We start from the raw sequence: 25876 nt of genomic DNA on the forward strand, positions 1-25876 counted from the left end.
GGCTTATCTCCACTTCTTCGTTTCGAATGCGCCCTGCGTTTCCCGGCCGCCTTCGGTGAGTTGCAGGAGACCCGCAATGTTCGCCTCCCTGCCCGCGCGAATATCGTCCACCGCATTGCGGAAGGCGGAAACGACGTTGCGCACATAGCTCTTGGAGCGCTGCCGCCCCTCGATCTTGAAGGCGTGGACGCCGGCGTCGATCAGCTCGGGCAGGAGACGTGCGAGGTTCAGGCTGACGGGTTCTTCAAAGGCGTAATAGCCTTCGGGACGATGCGGCGCCTGATAGCGCCCCTTGCAGATCGTCGGATAGCCGGCCATCTCGTCCGGCCCGAAGCGGTCGATCACGTAGCCAGAGAGGCAGCTGGAGACCGCGCCATCACCCTCCCGGCGATACTCCACGTCGGCCGCCGGCGAGCACACGCCATCCATATTGGTGGAAAGCCCGGTGACGTAATTGGTCAGGCTGCAGCGCCCCTCCACCATCAGCCCGTGATTGCCGAAGATGAAGGTCTCGATCTCGCAGGGGATTTCCTGGGCGATGCGCCGGATTTCGGGGATGGTGAGGATACGCGGAAGGACGACGCGTTTCACACCGAAACTCTCGCAGTAATAGCGGATGGCTTCAGGGCTGGATGCTGCGGCCTGCACGGAGAGATGCAGGCGGATTTCCGGGTATTTCGTGGCGATGTACCGGGCAACGCCCATATCCGCGACGATGAAGGCGTCGACGCCGATGCGTGCGCCGGTGTCTGCCGCCTCGCGCCACAGATCCACCTGGCCCGCAGGCGGATAGGTGTTGAGCGCGAGAAGCACTTTCGAGCCCTTCGCATGGGCATAGGCGACGGCTGTGGCGAGTTCGTCGGTGCTGAAGTTCAGACCGGGAAAGTTCCGCGCATTCGTCGCATTGCGAAAACCGCAATAGACGGTGTCTGCACCGGCATCCACGGCCGTGCGCAAGGCTGCCGGTGTACCGGCCGGGCACACCAGTTCTGCAAGTGTCATGTCGAGCTCCTTTGTGAACGCGCGTCCGCCCGGCTTCGCAGGAAGCCAAGCGCAAGCCTGCCTGGCGGGCCGAACAGGTCGGCCGTATCGGCGGCAATCGATCCGTCGACATCGTCGAGCGCGTTGCGCAGGCTCACCACGGCCTCCGTATTGCCTTCGATGATCAGGTCGCGGGAGAAGAAGACGGCGTCGCCATCGGCATCTGCATCGATCAGTTCGAACAATGTGTCGAAGCTGCCACGGATCAGCGCCTCATGCGCCGGCAGCGCCCGGCGGGCGACGGCGCGCAGCACGGGGCGTTCGGGATCCGGCTGAAGGAAGAGAGCGAAAGGCAGGTTTGTCGGGTCGATGATATAGCCTGTCTTCGTATGCGGTCCGAGGCGCTCGAAGATTGCGGGGTGCTTGCGCGAGAGGCTTTTGACGACCCGGCCGAGAAGCGGCGCAAGGAGGACTGTGAGGGCTGGAGCTGTGAGGTCGGTGAGAGGATTTGCTTTATTCAGAACTTCATGTTTATGCGAATAAGCCATTGTTCATGCTTCACTTTGGTCTGAATGCCTTGCCGGTTTTGCCCGCAGTTTCCAGACCGGGCGAACCGATCAGGTCGAGGCAATAGGGAATGGCCGGAAACACGGCGTCGAGGCATGTGCGGATTGCTGCCGGCTTTCCCGGAAGATTGACGATGAGCGTCTTTCCGCGTGTTCCGGCGGTCTGGCGTGAGAGGATGGCGGTCGGCACTTCCTCAAGACTGCGCCGGCGCATCAGCTCGCCGAAACCCGGCAGCTCCTTTTCAAGAACATCCTGCATGGCTTCGGGCGTTTCATCGCGCGGAGCGGGACCGGTGCCGCCCGTGGTCAGGATCAGCGCTGCATTCTCTTCATCACAGAGCCTCTTCAGTTCATCGCCGACACGGGCCCGCCCGTCGCTGATGATGCAAATTTCGAGATGGAAGGCAGAAGCGATGTTCTCTTGAAGCCATTCGGCGATGGCCGGGCCGCCACGGTCCTCATAGTCGCCCCGGCTTGCGCGATCCGATATGACCAGCGCCACGATGCTGAGGCCGGCGCGTTCATTCTCATGAGGCGGTGCGGGTTCATGCGGCATTGCGGGCATCCTTGCGCACCACATGGGTTGCGAGCCACGCGTCGATGCGCGCCGGATCTGGCTGGAGTTCCGTGTGACACCCTTCCGTGAAGTCCTGCCAGGCCTGCGCATATTCATCCCGAACCGCCACCAGCACCGGAATGCCCAGCATGAAGGCCTCCTCGATTGCCGCGCGAAAACCGCCGCCGAGCATTTCCCCCTTGCCGAAACGGTTGAGGATCAGAAGATCCGGCTTTTCGCGAACACGCTCAAGAAGCGGGCCGCACAGATCGGCCAGCGCATGCGGATCGAGCCTGCACCCGGACGACCCCTGCCCCAGTTCCTGTGAAATGAGCCAGACCGCGCCATTGCGGATGTCTTCCAGATGCATGGCCGCGCAGCAGTTTTCGGAAAGGTCGCGTTCGAGCTGGACAAAGCCTTCAACGACAATGTTCTGCGACTGCAACCGCGCGGCGGCATCCGCGAGCAGCGCGTCGATGGGATCGCCGCCGCTGAAGCGGACCGCCGCTATGGCCGGGATGGTGTTCGTCATTCCAAAACTCCTTGCACGAAGGGGAGGAAATCCAGTTCCTCGCCCGCCTCGGCATCGCCGGTTGTGGCTTCGATAATGGCCACTCCATCGGCAAAACACAGAGGATAAAGCGACGCAGACCCGCCATGGCCGATGCGCGCCAGAAGCGGCTGTCCGCGATGGGTGTGCGACACGACGCGCACCGGCACATATTCGCGCCGTCCAAGCCTGTGGCGTATGACGCCCTCGGTGATGGCGCGCACGGGTTCGACAGGCTGCGTTGCGCGTCCCGATAGCCGCTCGACCGCCATGCGACCGAAAAGCTGGAAGCCGATCCATGCCGCCATCGGGTTTCCCGGAAGGCCGAGAAACGCCGTTTTGCCGATGCGACCGAACATGACGGGCTTGCCGGGTTTCAGGGCGACTTTCCAGCTGTCGATAACGCCACCGGCGGACGAAAACGCGCCTTTCAGAAAATCCCTGCCACCGACCGATACCGCGCCGGAGGAGATGAGCAGATCGAAGTCGCCGGCATGCCGATGCAGGAACTGGCGCGTTTCAAAGGGATCGTCCGGGAGGATGCCGAGATCGACCGGCGCGCAACCCATCTCCTGCAGCATCATCAGGAGCATGGGGCGGTTGGCATCGTGCAGTTCAAAGGCGCGTCTTTCGCCGCTGCCAGCCACCAGCTCGTCGCCGGTCGAGAAAACGCCGATGCGGGGCTGGCGATAGACGGTCACCGAGAGATGCCCATTGGCTGCCAGAAGCCCGGCATAGCGCCCGCTCATCCGGGTTCCGGGCGCGACAAGGACAGCATCGCGCGCGATATCGCAGCCAGCGCGCCTGATATGCGCGCCCGGTCGCGGCGCTTTGAAGAACGCGGCGCAGCCCTGCTCTTCCGACGTCTGTTCAAACGGCACGACTGCATCCGCATTGGCTGGAATGGGCGCGCCGGTGAAGATGCGCATACAGGCGCCCGGCGCGAGGGCTGGCGCCCCATGATCGCCCGCTGCAACCGCGCCGCTGATCGGCAGCGCATGCGGCGGTCCGTTTTCGAAATCCGCAAGACTGACGGCGAAACCATCCATCGCCGAATTGTCGAAGAATGGCATCGGGCATGACGCATGAAGTGGTTTTGCAACGATGCGCCCGGCGGCCTCAGCCAGAGGCAGGCTCTCCGTCGCGCTGGCCGGCATCAGCAGGGCGTAAAGGCGCTGACGCGCTTCGTCCACGTTGAGCATTCCACCGGCAGGGGCGTCGCAGGGACAAGAAATCGATATTGCCGCTTCACCCATGGGGGTTCTCCGTAGTGCCTGATCTCTGGATCACCTGGCGCTTCCTTCCGCGTGTTCGGGGAAGGTGATCCCACGACGTTCCGCCATATGCCGGCCGATGCGCGTGAGGTCGTCCGGCTCGAGCCGGATGCGCGCCATGGGGATGACGATGGCGTTCTCCACGATCAGATGCCGGCGCTCGTTCGCCGCAAAGCGGGTGAACAGGCCCTTCCAGCCCCTGCCCTGTCTTTCCGGCGCGTCCAGCGCGCGGCACAGTTCGTCTGCGTCGAGCTTGTCGGACGAGTGTTCTGCGCACAGTTCGCTGACCACATCCTCCATGCGGTCCTCTGGCAGAGCGCGCTCAAGAAGCACGGGAAACAGATCCAGCTCTTCATCCAGAACATGAAGCCCGAAATCACGGCGCAGAAACGTCAGAATATGCCGCGAGAGAGCGAGGTCGCGCTCACCCTCCGAGACCATCGCGTCGAGCAGGTTGCAGAGCATCCGCTGCCGAAAATGATCGGCAAAGATGTAGTCAAGCGGCTCGCGCAACAGCGCCTCCGGCGGGCGCTCCTCCAGCGCCTCCACCATCAGCCTGCGTTTCTCCTCCATATGTTCCATGACATCCCCGCTACTGCACGAGAGGACTGTCCGCCGCGCCGATCTCAATGCCGGAAATGTCCGCCTTTCCGGCGAGAATCGCGATGTATTGCGCGGAAGCGCGCGACCATGACTGGGCTTCCAGCCAGGCGGCAATTCTGTCCTCGACGAGTTCGAATGGAAGTTCACGTGCCGGAACCACGCGGTCGAGTGCGATGACGTGATAGCCAAAGCGCGAAGCGACCGGCCCCGGCGCGATCTCGCCTGCCGCCAAGCCTTCTAGCGCCTTCTCGAATTCGGGCACGGTGCTGCCGGGCGAAAGCTGGCCTAGATTGCCGCCCTGACTGCCCGACGGACAGGCCGAGTGCAGCGCGGCGAGCGCGGCAAAGGCCGACGGATCGGAGGCCAGCGCATTGCACAGTTCCTGCGCGAGGCGGTGCGCCGCGATGCGTTTTTCCTCATCGCTTTCAGGTGCAGCGATCAGGATGTGGCGGGCTTCAAACAGCGGCTCGCTCATGAAGCGCTGCCGGTTGTTCTCATAATAACGCCGGCACTCCTCCGCACCGGCGCGGGGCACGTCGAGTTCGGCCTCCAGCAGCGCATGGATGGCCGCATCGTCGGCCGAGGTTGTCCGGCCTTTCTCGTCGCGTTCGCCCTCGCCTGCAAGCCCGCGTCTTGCCGCTTCGCTCAGAAGGAGCTGACGGATCACCAGTGCTTCGGCAGCGGCGCGCAGCGCCTTTCCGGGATTGTCTGCCGGATGGTTCTGCGCCTCGCGCAGGATCTCGTCTTCGGGCACAGCCACGCCATCGACCGTGATGGCGCGGATGAGCGGCAGGGGCTTGGGCGGAACCCGTGTGTCGGGCTCCTGATAGGTGGTGTAGCCCTGCCCGTCCGGCGACGGAGCCGCCGCCGGATGATCGAGTTTGGGGTTCTTGTAGATCGTCGCCATGGTGCTACTCCGCTGCCGGCAGGCGCGTCGGCTGCGCCCGTTGATTGCGTTCGCGAACGACCTGGTAGCCGGGCCGCCAGAAGAAACCGAGCGGCACACTCAGCATGTGCACCAGACGGGTGAACGGGAACAGGAGAAGGATCGTCAGTCCGAGGAACAGGTGCGCCTTGAAAATGAAAGATACTTCAGCGACATAGCTCGATGCCTCAAAGTTAAAGGTGAAGATTCCCTGGGCCCAGGACATGAACTTCACCATCTCCTCGCCGTCGAGATGCTGCATCGAAATCGGGATGGTCATGAGACCGAGCGCCAGCTGGATCCATAAGAGGATGATGATCAGCGTGTCGGTGGTGCTGGAGTTTGCACGTACCCGCGCATCGAACAGGCGGCGATGGACGAGCAGGCTTGCGCCGATGATTGCCATCACGCCCGCCACGCCGCCGGCGACGATGGCCAGAAGCTGCTTTGCCCCATGGCTGATACCGAGCGCATCGAATATGGCGATGGGAGTGAGCAGGCCGACCAGGTGGCCGAAGAAGATCACCAGAACGCCCACATGGAAAAGCACCGATCCCCAGATGAGCTGCCGTCGCCTGAGGAGCTGAGAGGAGCCCGAACGCCAGCCATACTGCTCGCGGTCGTAGCGAATGGCGGTGCCCAGAATGAGCACGACCAGCGCGATATAGGGATAGATCCCGAACAGGAGTGTGTTGATATAGCCTGACATGACGGCCTCCACTCAGAGATTGGTTGCCGGCGCGGGAGCGTCCGGCCGGCGTTGATGGGCGCGCATCTGGCGTTGCAGACGGTCGGGACCGCAGGCGTTTTCACCGGCATTGCCGGCAAAGGTCACGGCCTCTTCCTCCCAGATGCGGTCGAGCGCTTCGAGATCCGCCGGATCGTCTTCCGGCGTCTCAAGGAGTTCACGCACCAGTTTCGGATCGGCTTCCCCCGAGGCGAGCGCCTCCAGAACCGCAAACGCATTGGCGTAGACCGACTGACGCTTCTTCAGCCGCTCGCGCAGGACCTTCAGGATATGGCCGGTCTGGCCGAGGAGTTCCGCTGCTTCCGCGTCCGGCTTGATCGACAGATATTCGAGGAAGAGCGGCAGATAGTCCGGCATCTCCTTTGCGTCGATGGACAGGCCGTCCGCCTCATACATGGCAAGCAGATCAACCATCGCCTGACCGCGATCCCGGCTCTCTCCATGGACATGTTCGAACAGATGAAGCGACAGCGAACGCGTGCGGTCGAACAGGAACACGTAGCGTTCCTGTGCGTCGTAGAGGTCGAGCCCGCCAATATCGTCGGCCAGCCGTTCCAGAAGGCGCTTCTGGGTCCCGTTGATCCCGTCTGCGCCGGCGATGGAGGTTTTCACCTCCTGCGTCGCCGCCTGCAGGTCCGCGCTCGGATAGGACAGAAGCAGGGAAATGATTTTCAGTGCGGTTTGCATCACACGCCCTCCGAAAGTTTGCCAACCGGCGTCTGCACCGTGCGGGTGCGCTTGCCGCCGAACAGATCCGTGCCCGTGTCTTCTCCCGAGCAGCCATTGCCGAAGGTGAAACCGCAGGAGCCGCGCACGTCATATGCGTCTTCCGAGATTTCACGATGGCTGGTGGGAATGACGAAACGGTCCTCGTAATTGGCAATGGCCATCACGTGGTACATTTCCTCGATCATCTCGTTGCTCATGCCGACCTTGCCGGCAACGGCCTCGTCGATGACGCCATCGACCGTCTTGGCGCGCATGTATGTCCGCATGGCGAGCATGCGTTCGAGCGCGGAGACGACCGGCGCTTCCTTGCCGCCCGTCAGAAGATTGGCGAGGTAGCGGACGGGAATGCGCAACGAACGCACGTCCGGCATGTCGCCGTCGAGGCCGATCTTGCCGGCTTCGGCCGCAGACTGGAGCGGCGAAAGCGGCGGCACATACCAGACCATTGGAAGCGTGCGGTATTCCGGGTGAAGCGGGAACGCCACTTTCCACTCCATCGCCATCTTCCAGACTGGCGATTTACGGGCGGCCTCAAGCCAGGCATCGGGCACGCCGTCCTTCTTCGCCTGGGCGATGACCTCCGGGTCATTGGGATCGAGGAACACTTTGAGCTGCTCTTCATAGAGATCCTGCTCGTTGGGAGCGGATGCGGCCTCGGCGATGCGGTCGGCATCGTAGAGAACCACGCCCAGATAGCGGATGCGCCCGACGCAGGTTTCTGAACAGACCGTGGGCTGGCCAGCCTCGATGCGCGGATAACAGAACACGCATTTCTCGGATTTGCCCGAAGACCAGTTGTAATAGATCTTCTTGTAAGGGCAGCCCGAGACGCACATGCGCCAGCCACGGCACTTGTCCTGATCGATCAGGACGATGCCGTCATCCTCGCGCTTGTAGATGGCGCCCGACGGGCACGAGGCCACGCAGGTCGGGTTCAGGCAGTGTTCGCACAGGCGCGGCAGATACATCATGAAAGTGTTTTCGAACTCGCCGTAAATCTGCTTTTCGACGCCTTCGAAATTGTAGTCCTTCGACCGCTTGGCGAACTCGCCGCCCAGGATTTCCTCCCAGTTCGGGCCCCATTCGATCTTCTCCATCCGCTCGCCCGAGATCTGCGACCGCGGGCGGGCGGTGGGCGATGTCTGGCTTTCCTTCGCCGTCTGAAGGTGGCTGTAGTCGAAATCGAACGGCTCGTAATAGTCGTCGATTTCCGGCAGGTCCGGATTGGCGAAGAGCTTTGCCAGAATGCGCCATTTCGCGCCCTGTTTGGGCTCGATGCGGCCATTGGCCCTGCGCACCCAGCCGCCATTCCAGCGTTTCTGGTTTTCCCAGTCCTTCGGATAGCCGATGCCGGGCTTGGTCTCGACATTGTTGAACCAGGCGTATTCAACGCCCTCGCGGTTCGTCCAGACGTTCTTGCAGGTGACGGAGCAGGTGTGACACCCGATGCACTTGTCGAGGTTCAGCACCATGCCGATTTGCGCGCGGACTTTCATTCTGCCGCCTCCTTCTTTTCGCCGGTTTCGCGGTAAGGCCCTTCCATCCAGTCCACCTCCTCCATCTTGTGCACCACGACGAATTCATCGCGGTTGGAGCCGACGGTGCCGTAATAGTTGAAGCCGTAAGCCTGGTGCGCGTAGCCGCCGATCATGTGCGTCGGCTTGGTGATGGCGCGGGTCACCGAATTGTGGATGCCGCCGCGCTGGCCGGTGATCTGCGACCCCGGCGTGTTCACGATCTTTTCCTGCGCGTGATACATGTAGACGGTTCCCTGTTTCATGCGCTGGGAGACCACGACACGCGCCACGATCGCGCCGTTGACGTTGAAGACCTCGACCCAGTCATTGTCGACCAGACCCGCCGTCTTCGCGTCTTCCTCCGAAATCCACACGACCGGACCGCCGCGATTGAGCGTCAGCATCAGGAGATTGTCGGAATAGGTGGAGTGGATGCCCCACTTCTGGTGCGGCGTGATGAAGTTCAACACCACCGAAGGCTTGCCCTTCGACTTCTCCGCGATCATCGGATTGATCGACTTGGTGTCGATGGGCGGCCGGTAGACGCAGAATGCCTCACCGAAGGCGCGCATCCACAGATGGTCCTGATAGAGCTGCTGGCGGCCGGTGATGGTGCGCCAGGGGATCAGCTCATGCACATTGGTGTAGCCGGCATTGTAGCAGACCTTCTCCGATTCAAGCCCCGACCAGGTCGGTGAGGAGATGATCTTGCGCGGCTGCGCCACCACATCGCGGAAGCGGATTTTTTCGTCTTCCTTGGGCAGCGCCAGATGGGTGTGGTCGCGACCCGTGTTCTGGGACAACGCATCCCAGGCCTTCACGGCCACCTCGCCATTGGTTTCCGGCGCGAGCATGAGGATCACCTCGGTCGCATCGATATCGCTGTCGATGCGCGGACGCCCCTTCGTTGCGCCCTCCTCCGTAACGACGCCGTTGAGACGGCCAAGGGCCTCCACCTCGTGCTCGGTGTTCCACGAAATGCCCTTGCCGCCATTGCCGAGCTTGTCCATGAGCGGCCCGAGCGCGGTGAAACGCTTGTAGAGGTTCGGGTAATCGCGCTCGACCACGGCGACTGCCGGCATGGTCTTTCCCGGAACAGGCTCCACCTTACCGGTCTTCCAGTCCTCCACCTCGAAGGGCTGGGCAAGTTCGCCCGGCGTGTCGTGAAGAATGGGGACCAGAACCACATCCTTCTCCACGCCCAGCACCTCGGGCGCGACTTCGGAGAATTTCCTGGCAATGCCCTTGAAGATGTCCCAGTCGCTGCGCGCCTCCCAGGCCGGGTCCGCCGCGCTTGAAAGCGGGTGGATGAAGGGGTGCATGTCGGACGTGTTGAGATCGTTCTTCTCGTACCAGGTGGCCGTCGGCAGAACGATGTCGGAATAGACGCAGGTGGTCGACATGCGGAAGTCGAGCGTGACCAGAAGGTCGAGCTTTCCTTCAGGCGCGGTCTCGTGCCAGACGGCCTCGCGCGCCCTCTGCCGCCCTTCTTCGCCCAGATCCTTGCCCATGACGCCATTCGCCGTCCCGAGCAGATGTTTTAGAAAATACTCATGCCCCTTGCCCGAGGAGCCGAGCAGGTTTGAGCGCCAGACGAACAGGTTGCGCGGCCAGTTGGCCGGATCGTCCGGGTCTTCGCAGGACATCTGCAGATCGCCGGACTTGAGCTGCGCCGCGACGTAATCCTTGGCCTCCTGACCAGCCTCGCCCGCCGCCTTTGCGACATCCAGCGGATTCGTCTTCAGCTGCGGGGCCGATGGCAGCCAGCCCATGCGCTCGGCGCGGATGTTGTAGTCGATCAGCGTCCCGTCCCACGGGCCTTCCGGCGCGGTTGGCGACAGGATTTCATCCACCTTGAGCGTTTCATAGCGCCACTGGTCCGTGTGCGCGTAGAAGAAGGAGGTCGAGTTCATCTGCCGGGGCGGACGGCCCCAGTCGAGCCCGAAGGCGAGCGGCAGCCAGCCGGTCTGCGGGCGCAGCTTCTCCTGTCCCACATAATGGCTCCAGCCGCCTCCGGACTGGCCGACGCAGCCGCACATGACCAGGAGATTGATGATCCCCCGGTAGTTCATGTCCATGTGGTACCAGTGGTTCAGGCCCGCGCCGAGAATGACCATCGAGCGGCCATTGGTCTTTTCGGCATTGAGCGCGAACTCACGGGCGACCGTGACGATGTGATCGCGCGGCACGCCGGTGATCTTCTCGGCCCAGGCCGGCGTATAGGGCGCTTCATCGTCATAGGATTTCGCGCAGCTATTGTCGCCCAGCCCCCGGTCGAGCCCGTAATTGGCGACGAACAGGTCGAACACGGTTGCAACCAGCGCCTCTCCGGAAGCGAGCTTGACCTTCTTGGCGGGCACGGCGCGTTCCAGAACGCTGTCATGGTCCGTGCCGGCGAAATGATCGTGCTCGCGATTGCCGAAATAGGGGAACGCCACATTGGCGACCGTGTCGCGGTCAGCATCGAGGATCAGGCTCATTTCGAGCTCGACATCCTCGCCCTTGCCGTCCTTGCTCTCCAGGTTCCACTTGCCCTTCTCACCCCAGCGGAAGCCGACGGAGCCGGTCGGCGCGACGATCTTGCCCGACTTGCGGTCAATCGCGACTGTCTTCCATTCGGGATTGTTCTTCTCGCCGAGCTTGCCCCGGAAATCGGAGGCGCGGAGCAGCCGGTCGGGCACATAACGCCCGTCCTTCTCGACAAGCCGCACCAGCATGGGCATGTCGGTGTAGCGACGGCAGTAATCCTCAAAATACTCCGCCTGCCGGTCGAGGTGGAACTCGCGCAGGATGACGTGCCCCATGGCCATGGCGAGCGCCGCGTCGGTGCCCTGCTTGGGATGCAGCCAGATGTCGGAGAACTTGGCCGCTTCCGAATAGTCCGGCGACACGACCACGGACTTTGCGCCCCGGTAGCGCACTTCCGTGTAGAAATGGGCGTCCGGCGTGCGGGTCTGCGGCACGTTGGAGCCCCAGAGGATGAGGAAGCTGGAATTGTACCAGTCGGCCGATTCCGGCACGTCCGTCTGTTCACCCCAGGTCATGGGAGATGCCGGCGGCAGGTCACAATACCAGTCATAGAACGACATGCAGGTGCCGCCCAGAAGCGACAGATAGCGCGAACCCGCCGCATAGGAGACCATCGACATGGCCGGGATCGGCGAGAAGCCGATCACCCGGTCGGGACCATGGGTGCGCGCCGTATAGGCGTTGGCTGCGGCGATGATCTCGTTGACCTCGTCCCAGCTTGCCCGCACGAAGCCGCCGAGACCGCGCACCTTGGTGTATTCGGCGCGCTTGGCCGGATCCTGCTGGATCGCCGCCCATGCGCCGACCGGCGTCTTCACCGCCCGTTCGCGCCGCCACAGTTTCAGAAGCCGCGAGCGCACCAGCGGATATTTCACCCGGTTGGCCGAGTACATGTACCAGGAGTAGCTGGCGCCGCGCGAACAGCCGCGCGGCTCATGGTTGGGCAGATCGGGCCGCGTGCGCGGGTAGTCGGTCTGCTGCGTTTCCCAGGTGACGATCCCGCCCTTCACGTAGATTTTCCACGAGCAGGAGCCGGTGCAGTTCACGCCATGGGTGGAGCGCACGATCTTGTCGTGCTGCCAGCGCTTGCGGTAGGCGTCCTCCCAGTCACGGCTTTCATTGGTCGTGACGCCGTGACCGTCGGAGAAGGTTCCCGTGTTCTTCCGCGCCAGGAAGTTGAGACGGTTTAACAGATGTGACATCGCTTGGTCCTTTTCAGCTTGCTGGCACGGTGCTGGCTGGCCGGGTGTTTCCGGCCCGCTCAACGGCATGCAGGAGCCCGCCTTTTCGCGTGTAGAAGAGGTAGGTGAGGCCCATGCAGACCACGTAGAAGATCAGGAAACCCCACAGGGCCATTTCGGGCCCGCCGGACATGGCGATCGAGGAGCCGTAGGCTTTCGGGATGAAGAATGCGCCATAGGCTGCGATGGCCGAGGTGAAGGCGATGATGGCCGCCGACTCGCGCTCGGCCTGTCTGACCGAAGCATCCTTGTCGAGCTCGGGCATCAGCCGCGGGATCTCGAGCCGCATGATCGAGGGGATCATCTGGAAGGTCGACGCATTGCCCACGCCTGTCAGGAAGAACAGGGCCATGAAGCAGGCGAAGAAGCCCCAGAAATTGCCGCCCGTGCCGTTCAGGGGCAGGAACTGCAACACACCCCAGACCGCCACGATCATGCCCGCAAAGGTCCACAGCGTGACGCGTCCGCCGCCATACCGGTCGGAAACCCAGCCGGTGCCCGCCCGCGAGAGCGCGCCGACCAATGGGCCGAGGAAGGCGTAGGAGAGCGCATTCACCTCAGGGAACTGCGTTTTCATTAACAGCGGGAAGCCGGCCGAATATCCGATGAAGGAGCCGAACGTGCCCGTGTAGAGAATGCACATCACCCAGTTGTGGAACCGCGAGAAGATGATCGACTGTTCGGCGAACGAGGCGCGCGCGGAGGCGATGTCGTTCATGCCGAGCCATGCGGCGATGGTCGAGACGATCAGGAACGGAACCCAGATGAAGCCCGCGTTCTGGAGCCACAGCATGGTGCCATCGCTGGCCATCTGGCCATCGCCGACCGCGAAGGCGAATGCGCCTGTCGAGATCACCACCGGCACCAGGAACTGCATGACGCTGACGCCGAGATTTCCAAGCCCTGCATTGAGCGCAAGTGCATTGCCCTTCTCCGACTTCGGGAAGAAGTAGGAGATGTTGGCCATGGAGGAGGCGAAGTTGCCGCCGCCAAGACCGCACAGAAGCGCCAGGACCAGGAAAATCAGGTAAGGCGTTTCGGGGTTCTGCACCGCATAGCCGATGCCGAAGGCCGGGATCAGGAGCGAAGCGGTCGACAATGTCGTCCATAAGCGCCCGCCGAAGATCGGCACCATGAAGGAGTAGAAGATGCGCAGCGTTGCGCCCGAAAGCCCCGGCAGAGCGGCCAGCCAGAACAGCTGATCGGTCGTGTAGTCGAAGCCGATGCTCGGCAGCTTGGCCACCACCACCGACCAGACCATCCAGACCGAGAAGGCCAGAAGCAGCGCGGGAATGGAGATCCAGAGATTGCGCCGGGCAATCGCCCTGCCCTTCTCGTTCCAGAAGGTTTCATCGTCCGGACGCCAGTCTTCGATCACGCCGGCCATGCCGCCATGCTTGTCTTTCTCATGGATCGGCTGCATTTCAGGCAGTTCGGGGAGCGCGCCGAGTTCGCGCGACAGCGCCGTCTTCTCCATCTGGCGGATCGAGAAGTGCATCCAGACGAGCGACACCGCGACGATGCCGAACAAGAGCATGAAGCAGGTGGTCCACACGCCCGTCATGTCGAGCAGAACGCCGAAGGTGATCGGCAGAACGAAACCGCCAAGACCGCCGATCATGCCGACGAGACCGCCGACAGACCCCACATGATCGGGATAGTAGACGGGAATGTGCTTGTAGACCGCCGCCTTGCCGAGCGACATGAAGAAGCCCAGAACGAAGATCAGCAGGATGAAGGGCACCAGGCTAAGGCTGGTCGAGAAGGTGATCGGCCCGCGAATGCCGTGGATGATGTAATCCGTGTCCGGATAGGACAGCATGAAAGTCGTCACCAGCGCCACGCCGAAGGTCCAGTACATGATGCGGCGCGCGCCATACCGGTCGGAAAGATGTCCGCCATAAGCGCGGAAGATGGAGGCCGGGATCGAGTAGAAGGCGGCGATCATGCCGGCCGTCTTGATGTCCAATTCATAGACGCCGACCAGATAGCGCGGCAGCCAGAGCGCGAGCGCGACGAAGCCGCCGAACACGAAGAAATAGTAGATCGAGAAGCGCCAGACCTGCAGGTTCTTGAGCGGTTCGAGCTGCATGAAGGTGCCGCGCGCCTTTGCGCCGGCTGCCCGCCTGGACTTCAGGTCCGGATCATCTTCGGTTGTCAGCCAGAACACGATGGCCATGGCGACCAGAACGGCGGCCCAGACCTGCGCAACCATGGTCCAGCCAAAGGCCACCATGACGAAGGGCGCGACGAATTTGGTGACCGCCGCGCCGACATTGCCGGCGCCGAAAATGCCGAGCGCCGTGCCCTGCTTTTCCTTCGGATACCATTTCGACACATAGGCAACGCCCACGGCAAACGAGCCGCCGGCAAGACCGACGCCCAGCGCCGCCAGGAGCATTGTCTCATAGGTCGTGGCGTAGGAGAGCGCGAATGTCGCGGCGGCTGCCGCAAGCATCGTCAGGACATAGACGATGCGCCCGCCATACTGATCCGTCCAGATGCCCAGGAAGATACGGGACAAGGAACCGGTCAGGATCGGCGTGCCGGCAAGGAGACCGAACTGCGTGTCGGTCAGGCCCAGATCCTCTTTGATCTGAACGCCGATGATGGAAAAAATGGTCCAAACGGCAAAGCACACGGTGAAAGCCAATGTGCTCATGCCAAGAATTGTGTTTTGCTGTCGGGGAGTGACCCCTTGGAGGGAACTCATGTGTCCGCCCTTTCCTCACAAGCGGCACGCGCCGCTCCGATGGCTATAACGGGGCGAGTTTCGGGGCATTCCTTCGAAGAAGTTTGATGCAGATCAAACTTCTGGAGCAAGGGATGGGAAATAAGACGCTGCGGGAAATGTTTCGGCAGCAGGGTTGCAGCCATCAAGTTTGACGGCCGGACCAGCAAAATGACAGACTGACTTTTATCAATCGCGCGATTGATAATTATCAAAAGGGGGATACATGCGGCCTTCAGATATTCCGGAGATCCGAGCGCTGCGCCTCTTCAAGAGCATGTCGGATTCGGCTTTTGAGGCGCTGATTCAGGCCGCTTATCTGCAAACCTTTCCCGCCCAGCTCGAACTGATCCGCGAAGGTGATCCGGCGGACTTTCTCTATGTGGTCACCGAGGGGCGCGTTGAGCTTTTCGCCCGCGCCAACGGACGCGAGGCCACGATGGGCATGGTGCATCCCATCGGCACCTTCATTCTGGCGGCCGTGCTGAAGGATGCCGTCTATCTGATGTCGGCGCGCACCTGCCAGAAGTCCAAGGTTCTCATGATCCCGGCGGAGAATGTTCGCGCCGCGTTCGAGGCGGACGATGCCTTTGCCCGCGCCATCGTTGTCGAGCTTGCGAGCTGTTACCGCTCGGTCGTCAAGGAGCACAAGGATCTGAAGCTGCGCAGTTCCGTGGAGCGTCTGGCAAACCGGCTGTTGCGTTACCACGCCGACCAGGGCGCAAACGGCACGCTTGAACTGCCCTATGACAAGCGCACCCTCGCCTCGCTTCTGGGCATGACGCCGGAGAACCTGTCGCGTGCTTTCAATACGCTCAAACCCTATGGCGTGCAGGTGAAAGGCACCGAGGTCACGCTGTCTGATATCGACGGGCTGACGACGCTTGCCAAACCCAATATTCTGATCGACGACCGCACAAGCTGATCGTCCTGCTCTCAATTTGCGCAAGATGCTGCGAATTCCTGTTGCATCCTTCGCAACATTCACTAGTATCCGGTGCGTAACCCTGCTCCTTGTTTGATTGTTCGAGAGCCTCCACCGCATGCGTTTCACACCCGGAAAATCGAGGGACCGCGTTCGCTTCTGCAACCACGCGGGTAGCCTGATCGCAAGCATCTAGCCCTGGCGCGGTTGCAAGACCGTCGACCGGGGGCCGGAAATCCAAACCACCTGAAATTTCGGTTCTGATTTCCGGGTCCGCCACCGACGACCCGGTGGAGTTGCATAAAGTGTTCACGACCATGGAAAGCCGTTTCCCCACGGCTCGCAGCATCGTTTTCATGCGCCCGCATCGCGTCGCGCGCAGTTCCCCGACAACGTCCCACGCAGGCTTGATCCCCGATCGGCGAAGGCACGCCCTCGCCGTGCCGCAACGGGCGTTTTCCATCCCGGCGTAGCACTCGCGCCTTCCCCAAATCCCCCAGATCCAAAAGTCATTCGGAGTACCCATCATGCGCGTTGTCGTGCTTGGCGCCGGCGTTGTCGGTGTAACCTCAGCCTACTATCTCGCCCAACAGGGCCATGACGTCACGGTTATCGACCGCCAGGAAGGCCCGGCGCTGGAAACCAGCTTTGCCAATGCCGGCGAGATTTCGCCCGGCTACTCGTCGCCATGGGCCGGCCCCGGCATGCCCTTCAAGGCCATCAAATGGCTGATGATGAAGAATGGTCCGCTGGCGATCCGCCCGCGCCTCGATCCGGTCATGTGGTCCTGGCTCTTCAAGATGCTCTTGAACTGCACCTCGGCACGCTACGCGCTCAACAAGTCGCGCATGGTGCCCATCGCCGAGTACAGCCGCGACTGCCTGCGCGCACTGCGCGCTGAAACCGGCATCACCTATGACGAGCGCAGCCAGGGCCTGCTTCAGCTTTTCCGCAAGCAGGAACAGCTCGACGGCATCGGCAGCGACATTGAAATCCTGAAACAGTTCGGCGTGCCCTTCGAGGTGCTCGACCGGGATGGCTGCGCCGCGGCTGAACCCGCACTGGGCGCGGTGAAGGAGAAATATGTCGGCGGCCTGCGGCTGCCGGGAGACGAGACGGGCGACTGTCAGGTGTTCACCACACGGCTTTCGGAACTGGCGGCCTCCTCGGTCGATTTCCGCTACGGCGTGTCGATCAAAAACCTCGTCAGGGACGGCGCGCGGGTGACCGGTGTCGAGACGGATCAGGGACGTTTCGAGGCCGATGCGGTTCTCGTCTGTCTCGGCAGCTATTCCCCGGCGCTCTTGCGGCCGCTCGGCCTCCACATCCCGGTCTATCCGGTCAAGGGCTACTCGCTGACTGCCAGGATCACCAACGAAGCCGGCGCGCCGGTCTCCACCGTCATGGACGAGACCTACAAGATCGCCATCACCCGGCTGGGCGACCGCATTCGTGTCGGCGGTACGGCGGAAATTTCCGGCTTCGACCTGTCGGTGCCGGAATCGCGCCGCCGCCCGCTGGAATTCTCCGCCGGCGATCTGTTCGGCAATGGCGCGAACTTCTCCGACGCCACCTTCTGGTCCGGTCTCCGCCCGATGACGCCTGACAGCCCGCCCATCATCGGCGCGACGCGTCTCGACGGGCTTTACCTGAACACCGGCCACGGCACGCTGGGCTGGACCATGTCCTGCGGTTCCGGGCGCGTGATCGCCGACATCATTTCCGGCCGCAAGCCCGAGATCGACACGAACGGCCTCGGGATCGAGCGTTACGGGCAGTGATCGGGAAAAGGGCGGGCGCCGATGAGGCCCCGCCCTTTCAATCTTCCTGTGCTCAAAACTCAGGCGATGTCGGCGCGCTTTACTGAAGCCGCGTCAAACAGAGCGCCGGGCATCGCGGAAAACACCGCGTCATGCGCGCCGGCGGCTGCCCACACCACATCATAGCCGAGCAGGCTTTCATCACCGAAGCGCAGCACGTCGTCCGGCTGACCGAGAGGCGACACACCGCCAATGGCGAAACCCGTCACCTCGCGGATATGGCGCGGGTCGGCCCGCTTGAGCGCTTCGCCCACCAGCGCCGACGCCTTGTCGAGCGCCAGCTGACGGCTCCCGGAAACAAGAAAAAGATAGAGCTTTCCGCTCTCTTCACCCTGAAAGATCAGGGATTTCACGATCTGCGCCACGCTGCAGCCGCACTGGGCCGCCGCCTCTTCGGCGGTGCGGGTGGACTCACCCATGCGCTTGACTTCGATCTCCAGTCCGGCGGCCTCAGCCGCCGCCTGCACCCGCCTGATGCTCTTGCTCATCGGTCTTCTCCCCCTCCTCCATGGGTATCTCGATCACCATGCCATCGAAACCGGGTTCGACATGATCCGGCGTCTCGCGCAGCACGGTCTCGTAATCGAGTGGAATGTGCATATGCGTGAGCACTGCGCGCCTTGGCGAAAGCCGCTCGATCCAGCCAAGCGCTTCCTCCAGCGAGAAATGGCTCGGATGCGGGCGGTATTGCAGGGCGTCGATGACCAGAACATCCGCACCGGCGATCAGCGCAGGCGTCTCTTCTGGAAACTGGCTGACATCGGGACAGTACGCCAGCCCGCCGATGCGATAGCCGAGCGAGAGAATGTCGCCATGGATTTGCGGCAGTGGCTGGAATGTCAGCGGCCCGCCCGCGCCATTGATGGAGAAAGGCGCTTCATGGCTGATCGGATGCGCCTTCAGGATCGGCGGATAATTGCTGCCCGGCGGCGTCTCGAAACAATAGCCGAAGGCTTCGATCAGGCGCTGGAGCGTGGGCTTGTCGGCGTAGACATCCATGAGATGGCGCTGGTTCATAACGAAGCCGCGCAGATCATCTATGCCGTGAATATGGTCCGCATGGGGATGCGTGTAGACGGCGGCGTCCAGCCGGTCGACGCCTGCGGAGATCATCTGCTCGCGAAAATCGGGGCCGGTGTCGATGACGACGCGGGTGATGCCGCCGCTCGCCGAAACGCGCTCCACCATCGCCGCGCAGCGGCGGCGACGGTTTTTCGGATTGGCCGGATCGCACGCGCCCCAATCGCCGGTGATGCGCGGCGTTCCCGGAGAGGAACCGCATCCCAGGATCGTCAGGCGCAGCAGATCGCTCACCGCGCGGCAGCGTCCCGCGGCGCTTTCTTGAACAGGCGGAAGAAGTTTTCCGTGGTCAGGTCGGCCGTCTCGGCATCGGAAAGGCCGATGGTTTCGGCCAGAACATGCGCCGTGTGTGCGACGAAGGCCGGCTCGTTGCGCTTGCCCCGATTGGGAACGGGCGCGAGATAGGGCGCATCCGTTTCCACCAGAAGCCGGTCATGCGGCACGGTCGCGGCGATGTCACGCAGCGCCTGCGAGTTACGGAAGGTCAAAATGCCGGAGAAGGAAACATATCCGCCAAGCTCCACGCCGGCCTTTGCAAGACCTGCCCCCGAGGAGAAGCAATGCAGGATGAAGGGAAATGCGCCCCTGTCCGTCTCCTCGCGCAGAATGGCGATCATGTCGTCATCGGCGTTGCGGGCATGAATGACCAGCGGCAGGCCGGTTTCACGCGCCGCCGCGATGTGCGTGCGAAAACCCTGCGCCTGTGCTTCGCGGGGAGCCTTGTCGTAAAAATAGTCGAGCCCCGCCTCGCCGATGGCCACCACCTTGGGGTGCTGCGCCAGACGCACGAGCTCTTCTGCCGTTACATCAAGCTCCTCATCCGCATTGTGCGGATGCGTGCCCACGGAGCAAAGAACGTTGTCGTTCGCTTCTGCAATTGCCAGAATCCGGTCGAACTGACGCACGTGCGTCGAGATCGTGACCATGAGGCCGACGCCGGCCTCGCGCGCGCGCTCCATGAACGCGGCGCGATCCTCGTCGAAATCCGGAAAATCCAGATGACAATGGCTGTCCACCAGCATTGGCGTCAGGCTCCCTCGCTCTCCGGCTTCGGCTCCACATAGCGCGGGAAGACCGGCTGCGGCGCGGGCAGTTCACTGCCGGAAACGAGCGCGTTTTCATCCGAAAGATGCGCGAAGGAGCGTGCATCCGCCGGAACGGCCAGAAGGTCGAGCAGCTTTTCGGCGGAGCCCGGAATGTAGGGCTGGCAGAGGATCGCCACGCGACGCACCAGCTCGGCGGTCGTGTAGAGCACCGAATGCATGCGCGCAGGATCAGTCTTCTTAAGCGCCCACGGCTCCTGCCCCGCAAAATAGCGGTTCGCCTCGGCGACAACGCCGAAGATTGCGCCCAGCGCCTGATGAAGCGCCTGCGTGCTCATGGCCGTGCGTGCAGTGGCGAGCGCCTCGTCGGCACTGGCGAGAATGGCCAGATCGGCTTCGCCGAGCGCGCCCTTCTCCGGAACCTTGCCTTCGCAGTTCTTCGCGATCATGGAAAGCGAACGCTGGGCGAGATTGCCCAGATCGTTTGCAAGATCGGCATTGGTGCGGTTCACGATCGCATCATGGCTGTAGCTGCCGTCCTGACCGAACGGAACCTCGCGCAGGAAGAAATAGCGCACGGCGTCGAGGCCGTAATGCTCCACCAGCGTGAACGGATCGACGACATTGCCGACCGATTTCGACATTTTCTCACCGCGGTTGAACAGGAAGCCATGCGCAAAAACGCGCTTGGGCAGCTCGATGCCAGCCGACATCAGGAATGCCGGCCAGTAGACCGCATGGAAGCGCACAATGTCCTTGCCGATCATGTGCACATCGGCCGGCCAGTAGGACCAGCTATCGGCATCCGTGTCCGGGTAGCCCGCAGCGGTGATGTAGTTGGTGAGCGCATCCACCCACACATACATCACGTGCTTCTCGTCGCCCGGCACCGGAACGCCCCAGTTGAACGTGGAGCGCGAGATCGACAGGTCCTTGAGGCCGGAGCGAACGAAGCTCATCACCTCGTTGCGGCGCTCGGACGGGCCGATGAATTCCGGATTGGCTTCATAATGCGCCAGGAGCTTGTCCTGATAGGCGGACAGGCGGAAGAAATAGGTCTCTTCCTCGTTCCATTCGACCGGCGAGCCGAGCGGCTCGCGGCGAACGCCATCTTCACCGACGGTCGTTTCGCTTTCGTCGAAATAGGCTTCCTGACGGACGGAGTACCAGCCCTTGTAGCTGTCGAGATAGATGTCGCCATTGTCTGCCATCTTCTTCCAGATAGCCTGACAGGCGCGGTGATGGCGCTCTTCCGTGGTGCGGATGAAGCCATCATTGGAGCCGCCCATTGCGGCGATCATCTCGCGGAACACGGCCGAGTTGCGGTCGGCGAGTTCCTGCGCGGTGATGCCTTCCTTTTCGGCGGTCTGCTGCATCTTCAGCCCGTGCTCATCCGTGCCCGACAGGAAGAAGACATCCTTGCCGTCGAGACGCTGAAACCGCGCCATCACGTCGGTCGCGATCACGGTATAGGCGTGACCGATATGCGGCTTGCCATTCGGGTAGAAAATGGGAGTCGTGATGTAAAAGCTATCGCGGGCCATTTGGCAGAGAGTCCAGAGAATGCATTGTTTGATGACGCCCAGATAGCGCATCGGCGAGGTGCATGCCAGCCCAAGCGGCCGCTTCAGGCATTGAATGCGGCATTAAGCTTCGCGGCGAGCCCGGCGGCATGCTGTTTTCGGTCGAGATTGTAGGTCTCGGCGTCGCGAATTGTGGTGGTGACATCGTCCCAGAGATCGGCAGCGGCGGCAGCGCCACGCGCATCACCGGCCGCAGCAAGCGCCACGGCACGCTCGTTGATCATGTCGAGAACAGTGCGGTTGAAGATCGAGAACTGCACGTCGCGGTCACGCCCGTTCACCGCGTCACCAAGCTTCAGCGCTTCGGCCGCATCGAAATTGCGCCCCGTAGCGAGCTTTTGCAGCACATCGGCGATTTCCGCACCGCCGAACTGCGACAACAGGATCGCATTGCGCACACTGCCCTGCGCGCGCGCCGCGATCTCCTCATCGCTGCCACCTCCATCAGCGCCAAGACGGCGCAGAAGCCCGGCAAGCTCCGGCGTTTCCAGAGGCTGAAGACGCACGATCTGGCAGCGCGAACGGATGGTGGGCAGGAGCCGTCCGAGCGAATGCGTGATCAGCACGAAGAGCGTGCGCGGCGGCGGCTCCTCCAGGCTCTTGAGCAGGGCGTTGGCGGCGCTGATGTTCAGATCGTCGGCGGAATCGACAATCACCACGCGGTAACCGCCATCATGCGGCGTCAGCGAAAGGAAGCGATGTATCCTGCGGATCTCGTCGACCGTGATCACCGTCTTGAACTTCTTGTCGCGCTCAACGAAGGGACGCGTCAGATGGAGCAGAGACGGATGCGCATCCTGCGCCACCAGCCGAAACACCTGTCCGGTGGGATCGGGCGGCGAAAAGCGCGGTGGCGCGGTCTCCGGCTGCGGGTTCGAAAAAAGATGGTTGGCCAGATGAAAGGCGAGCGTCGCCTTGCCGATTCCGGGCGGACCAGCGAACAGAAGGCCGTGATGCAGTTTGCCGGCACGGTAGGCCCCTGCAAGCATTTCTGCAGCGCGCTCATGGCCGACGAGTATGGGGTTCTCCGACGGCTCGGGAATATCCGGCAGACTGTCGAAGCGTTCAGGCGCGGTGCGTTCGAACATTACGCCTTGCTCCTTTTGCCAGACGACTGGGCTTCGGCCATCGCAAGACTGACAGTGCGCAGGATGGTTGCTGCAACCTTCTCCGGATCGGCGTCCGCATCGATGACCACGCAGCGCTGCGGTTCGGCCTTGGCGATTTCCAGAAACGCCTTTCTGCGGCGGCGGTGGATCGACAGCGTTTCCTTCTCGAAACGGTCGGGCGTATCGTCGCCACGCCGCGCGGTTGCCCGGCGCAGCCCCTCTTCGGGATCGATGTCGAGAATGAGCGTCAGATCCGGCTTCATGCCGTTGACCGTCACGCGTTCGAGATTGGCCATGAAGTCTGCGTCCAGATTGCCGGTCACGCCCTGATAGACGCGCGAGGAATCCAGAAACCGGTCGCAAAGAACAACCGCGCCGCGCGCGATGGCAGGCCGTATCACCTGCTCCACATGGTCTGAACGCGCCGCAGCGAAAAGGACTGCCTCCATTGCCGCGCCGAAAGGCTCGGCAGCGCCCGACAGGAGAACGTGGCGAACGGCTTCGGCGCCCGCAGAACCGCCGGGCTCGCGCGTGACGATGACGTCACGCCCCGCTTCACGCAGGCTGGCCGCAAGCTGCTCGATCTGCGTCGATTTTCCGGCCCCCTCGCCTCCCTCGAATGTAATGAAGAAACCGCGAGACAAGAGACCTCAATCCTTTCAGTAAGCGCCTGCCGGCTCCATTGCCGAACACGCTCCTACTTAGGCTCTCGTTTCCCGCAGGTCCATGCTGAACTGACATTGCGACAGGCTTTGTGGATGGCGGACGGGTGATGCGTCGCCGCGCTCAGGAGCGATACCGGCGCATCCAGCCGGTCAGAAGCTCACCGACGGCATCCAGCGCGCGGTCCGGCAGCCCACCCACGGCAATGCTTTCGGCTGCATAGAGCGGCGTTTCCTGGCTGAGCGTGTCGCCGATCCAGACCTTGAGCGTGCCGATGCGCTGGCCCTCTTCCACCGGAGCCGGGATCGGACCCTGATAGACGATGCGCGCACGCAGGCTGTCGGCATTGGTGATGGGACGGAAGATGGCCACAGGCCCCTTCGCGCGCACCGCAAGCTCGCCCTTGGCTCCGCCAAATACGGAGACGTTGCCGATGGTTTCACCTTCGGCGAAGATATCCATGCGCTCGAACGCCCGCACGCCCCAGTCCAGCATCTTGCGCGCTTCTTCGGCCCGCTCGCTCTCGGTCTCAAGCCCGCTCATCGCCATGAAAAGCCGGCGGCCATTGCGGTTGACGGAACCGACGATGGCGTAGCCCGAAGCTTCCGTAAAACCGGTTTTCAGCCCGTCCGCGCCAATATCCATGCGCAGAAGCGGGTTGCGGTTGCGCTGCAGGATCTTGTTCCAGGTGAAGGATTCCTGCGCGTAATATTTGTAGAATTCCGGATACTCCCGCCAAAGATGGGTGGCGAGCGTCACCAGATCACGCATGGTGACATGCTGACCTTCGGCGGGCAACCCGCTCGAATTCACGAACACCGAATCCGTCAAGCCGATCTTGTGGGCGCGCTCGGTCATCAGACGCGCGAAATTCTCTTCGGACCCCGCCATGCCTTCCGCGATGATGATGCAGCCATCATTGGCCGACTGGACGATCACGCCCTGGATCAGCGCCTCGAGCGGCACGGAGGATTTGATCTCGGCGAACATGGTCGACGTGCCCGAAACGGCCCCGCCCGTGCGCCAGGCGTGTTCGCTCACATAGAACGCATCACTCATCGAAAGCCGCCCGCTCTTGATGGCGTTGAAGACGACTTCCATCGTCATCAGCTTGGCGAGCGAAGCCGGGGGTATTTTCTCGTCCGGGTTCTTGGAGAAGAGGACCGTGCCCGTGTCCGCATCGATCAGAAAGGCCTGTCTGGCCCGGGTTTCGAACAATTGGGCGAATGCCGCCTGCGACCCGAGAAACAGAAGACAGAAGGCGAAAACAAGCGATTTATTGAGTGTAGAGATCACCGACCATGCACCATACCAGAACCCCACCAGGGAGACTCTAGCGCTGCTCAGCCGGCGGGATCAACCGCGGTAATACAAATTTGATGAAATGGTTATGGGCCGGGGGCGCCGCGCCGGCGCCCCGATCATTCAGCGGACGATGAAAGCGTCGGCTGCGCCTGCATTCCAGGCGGCCTGCAGCACCTGGTCGATGGAACTCTGATCCTGCGGCGTGACGGCGAGCGTATAGTAGAGCGTGCCGGCATCATCCGAAACGGTTTCGAACTTCAGCTGACCGAAACCCGCGAGCTTCTCTGCCTGCGCCTTGGCCTCGGCCTCAGACTGCCAGGTGCCGATATTGATGAAGGCCAGATCGTCCGAAGCGCCCTGCCCGGCTGCGCCGGGCTGCTTCTGCCGCCACCAGCGCGCCACGTCCTGCGACTGCAGATCGCTGCGCAGCACATTGTCAAACGCGCCAGCAGCCGCGCTCACGCGCTGATCGGCATAAGAGAGGAACGCCACGTCACGCTCGACGCCGTCCATCGGCAGTGAATCCGGGCGGTCGGGAACCAGCGGACCGGAGGTTGGCAGGGTGAAGGAGCCGGAAGACGCGGCAATCGGCTGCGGCGGCGTCAGGCCCGGCTGGCTCGCAAATGCGTCGCGCGCCTTGACGCCTGGAAGCGTCGCCGTCGGCGTGGAGCCGTTCATTGCAATCATCACGCCGGTCGGCAGACCGTCGGATGGATCGGGTGCTGCGCCGCCCGGGCGGTAGGACGCCATGAGATATTCGTCGTCGCGTCCTTCGAGCGGCGCCGGGCCGACATATTCGACCTTCACCTTTGCTACGCCGGCGCTCTGGTAATCGAGCAGCTGGGCCGCACGCTTCGACAGATCGATGATGCGGTTGTGCGCGAAGGGACCGCGATCATTGACGCGGACCAGAACGGAGCTGCCATTGTCGACATTGGTGACGCGCGCATAGCTGGGCAGCGGCATGGTCGGATGCGCCGCAGAAAGATGCGTCATGTCATAGGTTTCGCCATTGGCCGTGAGCCGGCCATGAAAGGCGTCGCCATACCAGGAAGCCGCGCCGACCTTTTCATAGTCGGGGTCTTCCTTGGGATGATACCACTTGCCCTTGATCTGATAGGGCTTGCCCACCTGGCGGCGGCCACCGCCGCGCTTCAGGTTGGAGCTTTTCATGGAAACGCGCGGGCTTGCCTGAACGCCGTATTCGGACTCGGCGAAATATTCCTTGGACTTGGTTTTGTTGACAGCGACCTTGGGGGTCGTGGACGAGCACGCCGAAAGCAATGCGGCACAGGCTGCAAAGGCAATGGCGGACGACAGGCGGCGAACCGCAATGCGGTGCACAACAATCTGAATGCTCATGCGTCCGCGTCTCCCCCGGACATCGAAATCCCGTTC

22 protein-coding genes are annotated in these 25876 nt (G+C 62.5%); 2 read left to right on the top strand and 20 right to left on the bottom strand.

Annotation, left to right across the window (positions count from 1 at the left end; genetic code table 11):
- Positions 1–3: 3 nt before the first annotated feature.
- The 12 genes from ubiU to JYP46_RS06080 are packed head-to-tail and all read right to left on the bottom strand — an operon-like array spanning position 4 to position 14932.
- On the bottom strand, positions 4–1002 hold the full coding sequence (gene ubiU / locus JYP46_RS06025; protein WP_206547560.1) for a ubiquinone anaerobic biosynthesis protein UbiU: 999 nt from the start codon (positions 1000–1002) through the stop codon (positions 4–6).
- Positions 999–1529: a ubiquinone anaerobic biosynthesis accessory factor UbiT gene (ubiT, locus tag JYP46_RS06030; protein WP_206547561.1), complete on the bottom strand. Its 531-nt coding sequence runs from the start codon at positions 1527–1529 to the stop codon at positions 999–1001. The genes ubiU and ubiT overlap by 4 nt, the downstream gene beginning before the upstream one ends.
- Before the next feature lie 10 nt (positions 1530–1539).
- On the bottom strand, positions 1540–2103 hold the full coding sequence (mog, locus tag JYP46_RS06035) for a molybdopterin adenylyltransferase (protein ID WP_206547562.1): 564 nt from the start codon (positions 2101–2103) through the stop codon (positions 1540–1542).
- On the bottom strand, positions 2093–2635 hold the full coding sequence (locus JYP46_RS06040; protein WP_206545300.1) for a DUF2478 domain-containing protein: 543 nt from the start codon (positions 2633–2635) through the stop codon (positions 2093–2095). Before JYP46_RS06040 ends, mog begins: the two co-directional genes overlap by 11 nt.
- On the bottom strand, positions 2632–3909 hold the full coding sequence (locus JYP46_RS06045) for a molybdopterin molybdotransferase MoeA (RefSeq protein WP_206547563.1): 1278 nt from the start codon (positions 3907–3909) through the stop codon (positions 2632–2634). The genes JYP46_RS06040 and JYP46_RS06045 overlap by 4 nt, the downstream gene beginning before the upstream one ends.
- A gap of 30 nt (positions 3910–3939) precedes the next feature.
- The gene (locus JYP46_RS06050) at positions 3940–4509 is read right to left on the bottom strand and encodes a hemerythrin domain-containing protein (RefSeq protein WP_206547564.1); all 570 of its coding nucleotides are present in this window, start codon (positions 4507–4509) and stop codon (positions 3940–3942) included.
- A 10-nt stretch (positions 4510–4519) separates the two neighbouring features.
- Positions 4520–5437, bottom strand: coding sequence for a peptidylprolyl isomerase (locus JYP46_RS06055; protein WP_206547565.1), 918 nt, complete (start codon positions 5435–5437; stop codon positions 4520–4522).
- Positions 5438–5441: 4 nt separating this feature from the next.
- On the bottom strand, positions 5442–6164 hold the full coding sequence (gene narI / locus JYP46_RS06060; protein WP_206547566.1) for a respiratory nitrate reductase subunit gamma: 723 nt from the start codon (positions 6162–6164) through the stop codon (positions 5442–5444).
- A 12-nt stretch (positions 6165–6176) separates the two neighbouring features.
- Entirely contained in the window at positions 6177–6890 is a 714-nt protein-coding gene (gene narJ / locus JYP46_RS06065; RefSeq protein ID WP_206547567.1) for a nitrate reductase molybdenum cofactor assembly chaperone, read from the bottom strand.
- The gene (gene narH, locus JYP46_RS06070; protein WP_113155198.1) at positions 6890–8428 is read right to left on the bottom strand and encodes a nitrate reductase subunit beta; all 1539 of its coding nucleotides are present in this window, start codon (positions 8426–8428) and stop codon (positions 6890–6892) included. The genes narJ and narH overlap by 1 nt, the downstream gene beginning before the upstream one ends.
- Positions 8425–12180: a nitrate reductase subunit alpha gene (locus tag JYP46_RS06075; protein ID WP_206547568.1), complete on the bottom strand. Its 3756-nt coding sequence runs from the start codon at positions 12178–12180 to the stop codon at positions 8425–8427. The genes narH and JYP46_RS06075 overlap by 4 nt, the downstream gene beginning before the upstream one ends.
- 13 nt (positions 12181–12193) lie before the next feature.
- Positions 12194–14932 (bottom strand): nitrate/nitrite transporter, encoded by a 2739-nt coding sequence (locus JYP46_RS06080; protein ID WP_113155196.1) that lies wholly within the window; start codon positions 14930–14932, stop codon positions 12194–12196.
- Between the two features lie 244 nt (positions 14933–15176).
- Between JYP46_RS06080 and JYP46_RS06085 the strand changes: the two genes are divergently transcribed.
- Entirely contained in the window at positions 15177–15875 is a 699-nt protein-coding gene (locus JYP46_RS06085) for a cyclic nucleotide-binding domain-containing protein (RefSeq protein WP_206547569.1), read from the top strand.
- 527 nt (positions 15876–16402) lie between these two features.
- On the top strand, positions 16403–17656 hold the full coding sequence (locus JYP46_RS06090; RefSeq protein WP_113155194.1) for a D-amino acid dehydrogenase: 1254 nt from the start codon (positions 16403–16405) through the stop codon (positions 17654–17656).
- Between the two features lie 59 nt (positions 17657–17715).
- On the opposite strand, the gene JYP46_RS06095 is transcribed toward JYP46_RS06090, so the two are convergent.
- The 8 genes from JYP46_RS06095 to JYP46_RS06130 all read right to left on the bottom strand — a co-directional run bounded on the left by JYP46_RS06095 (position 17716) and on the right by JYP46_RS06130 (position 25840).
- On the bottom strand, positions 17716–18183 hold the full coding sequence (locus JYP46_RS06095; RefSeq protein ID WP_113155193.1) for a YbaK/EbsC family protein: 468 nt from the start codon (positions 18181–18183) through the stop codon (positions 17716–17718).
- On the bottom strand, positions 18146–19009 hold the full coding sequence (locus JYP46_RS06100; protein WP_206547570.1) for an MBL fold metallo-hydrolase: 864 nt from the start codon (positions 19007–19009) through the stop codon (positions 18146–18148). Before JYP46_RS06100 ends, JYP46_RS06095 begins: the two co-directional genes overlap by 38 nt.
- Positions 19006–19797: a TatD family hydrolase gene (locus JYP46_RS06105; protein ID WP_206547571.1), complete on the bottom strand. Its 792-nt coding sequence runs from the start codon at positions 19795–19797 to the stop codon at positions 19006–19008. Before JYP46_RS06105 ends, JYP46_RS06100 begins: the two co-directional genes overlap by 4 nt.
- 5 nt (positions 19798–19802) lie before the next feature.
- Complete coding sequence (gene metG / locus JYP46_RS06110; RefSeq protein WP_206547572.1) at positions 19803–21362, bottom strand: methionine--tRNA ligase; 1560 nt, start codon at positions 21360–21362, stop codon at positions 19803–19805.
- An 83-nt stretch (positions 21363–21445) separates the two neighbouring features.
- Positions 21446–22489, bottom strand: a complete 1044-nt coding sequence (locus JYP46_RS06115; RefSeq protein ID WP_206547573.1) for a DNA polymerase III subunit delta' — start codon at positions 22487–22489, stop codon at positions 21446–21448.
- Positions 22489–23154, bottom strand: a complete 666-nt coding sequence (gene tmk, locus JYP46_RS06120; RefSeq protein ID WP_206547574.1) for a dTMP kinase — start codon at positions 23152–23154, stop codon at positions 22489–22491. The genes JYP46_RS06115 and tmk overlap by 1 nt, the downstream gene beginning before the upstream one ends.
- A gap of 142 nt (positions 23155–23296) precedes the next feature.
- A complete protein-coding gene (locus tag JYP46_RS06125) occupies positions 23297–24424 on the bottom strand; it encodes a D-alanyl-D-alanine carboxypeptidase family protein (RefSeq protein WP_210346586.1) in 1128 nt (375 codons plus the stop codon).
- 174 nt (positions 24425–24598) lie between these two features.
- Positions 24599–25840, bottom strand: a complete 1242-nt coding sequence (locus JYP46_RS06130; RefSeq protein ID WP_206547576.1) for a septal ring lytic transglycosylase RlpA family protein — start codon at positions 25838–25840, stop codon at positions 24599–24601.
- Positions 25841–25876 lie beyond the last annotated feature (36 nt).

Origin of the sequence: Nitratireductor aquimarinus, assembly GCF_017255295.1 — a bacterium.
GTDB lineage: Bacteria > Pseudomonadota > Alphaproteobacteria > Rhizobiales > Rhizobiaceae > Nitratireductor > Nitratireductor aquimarinus.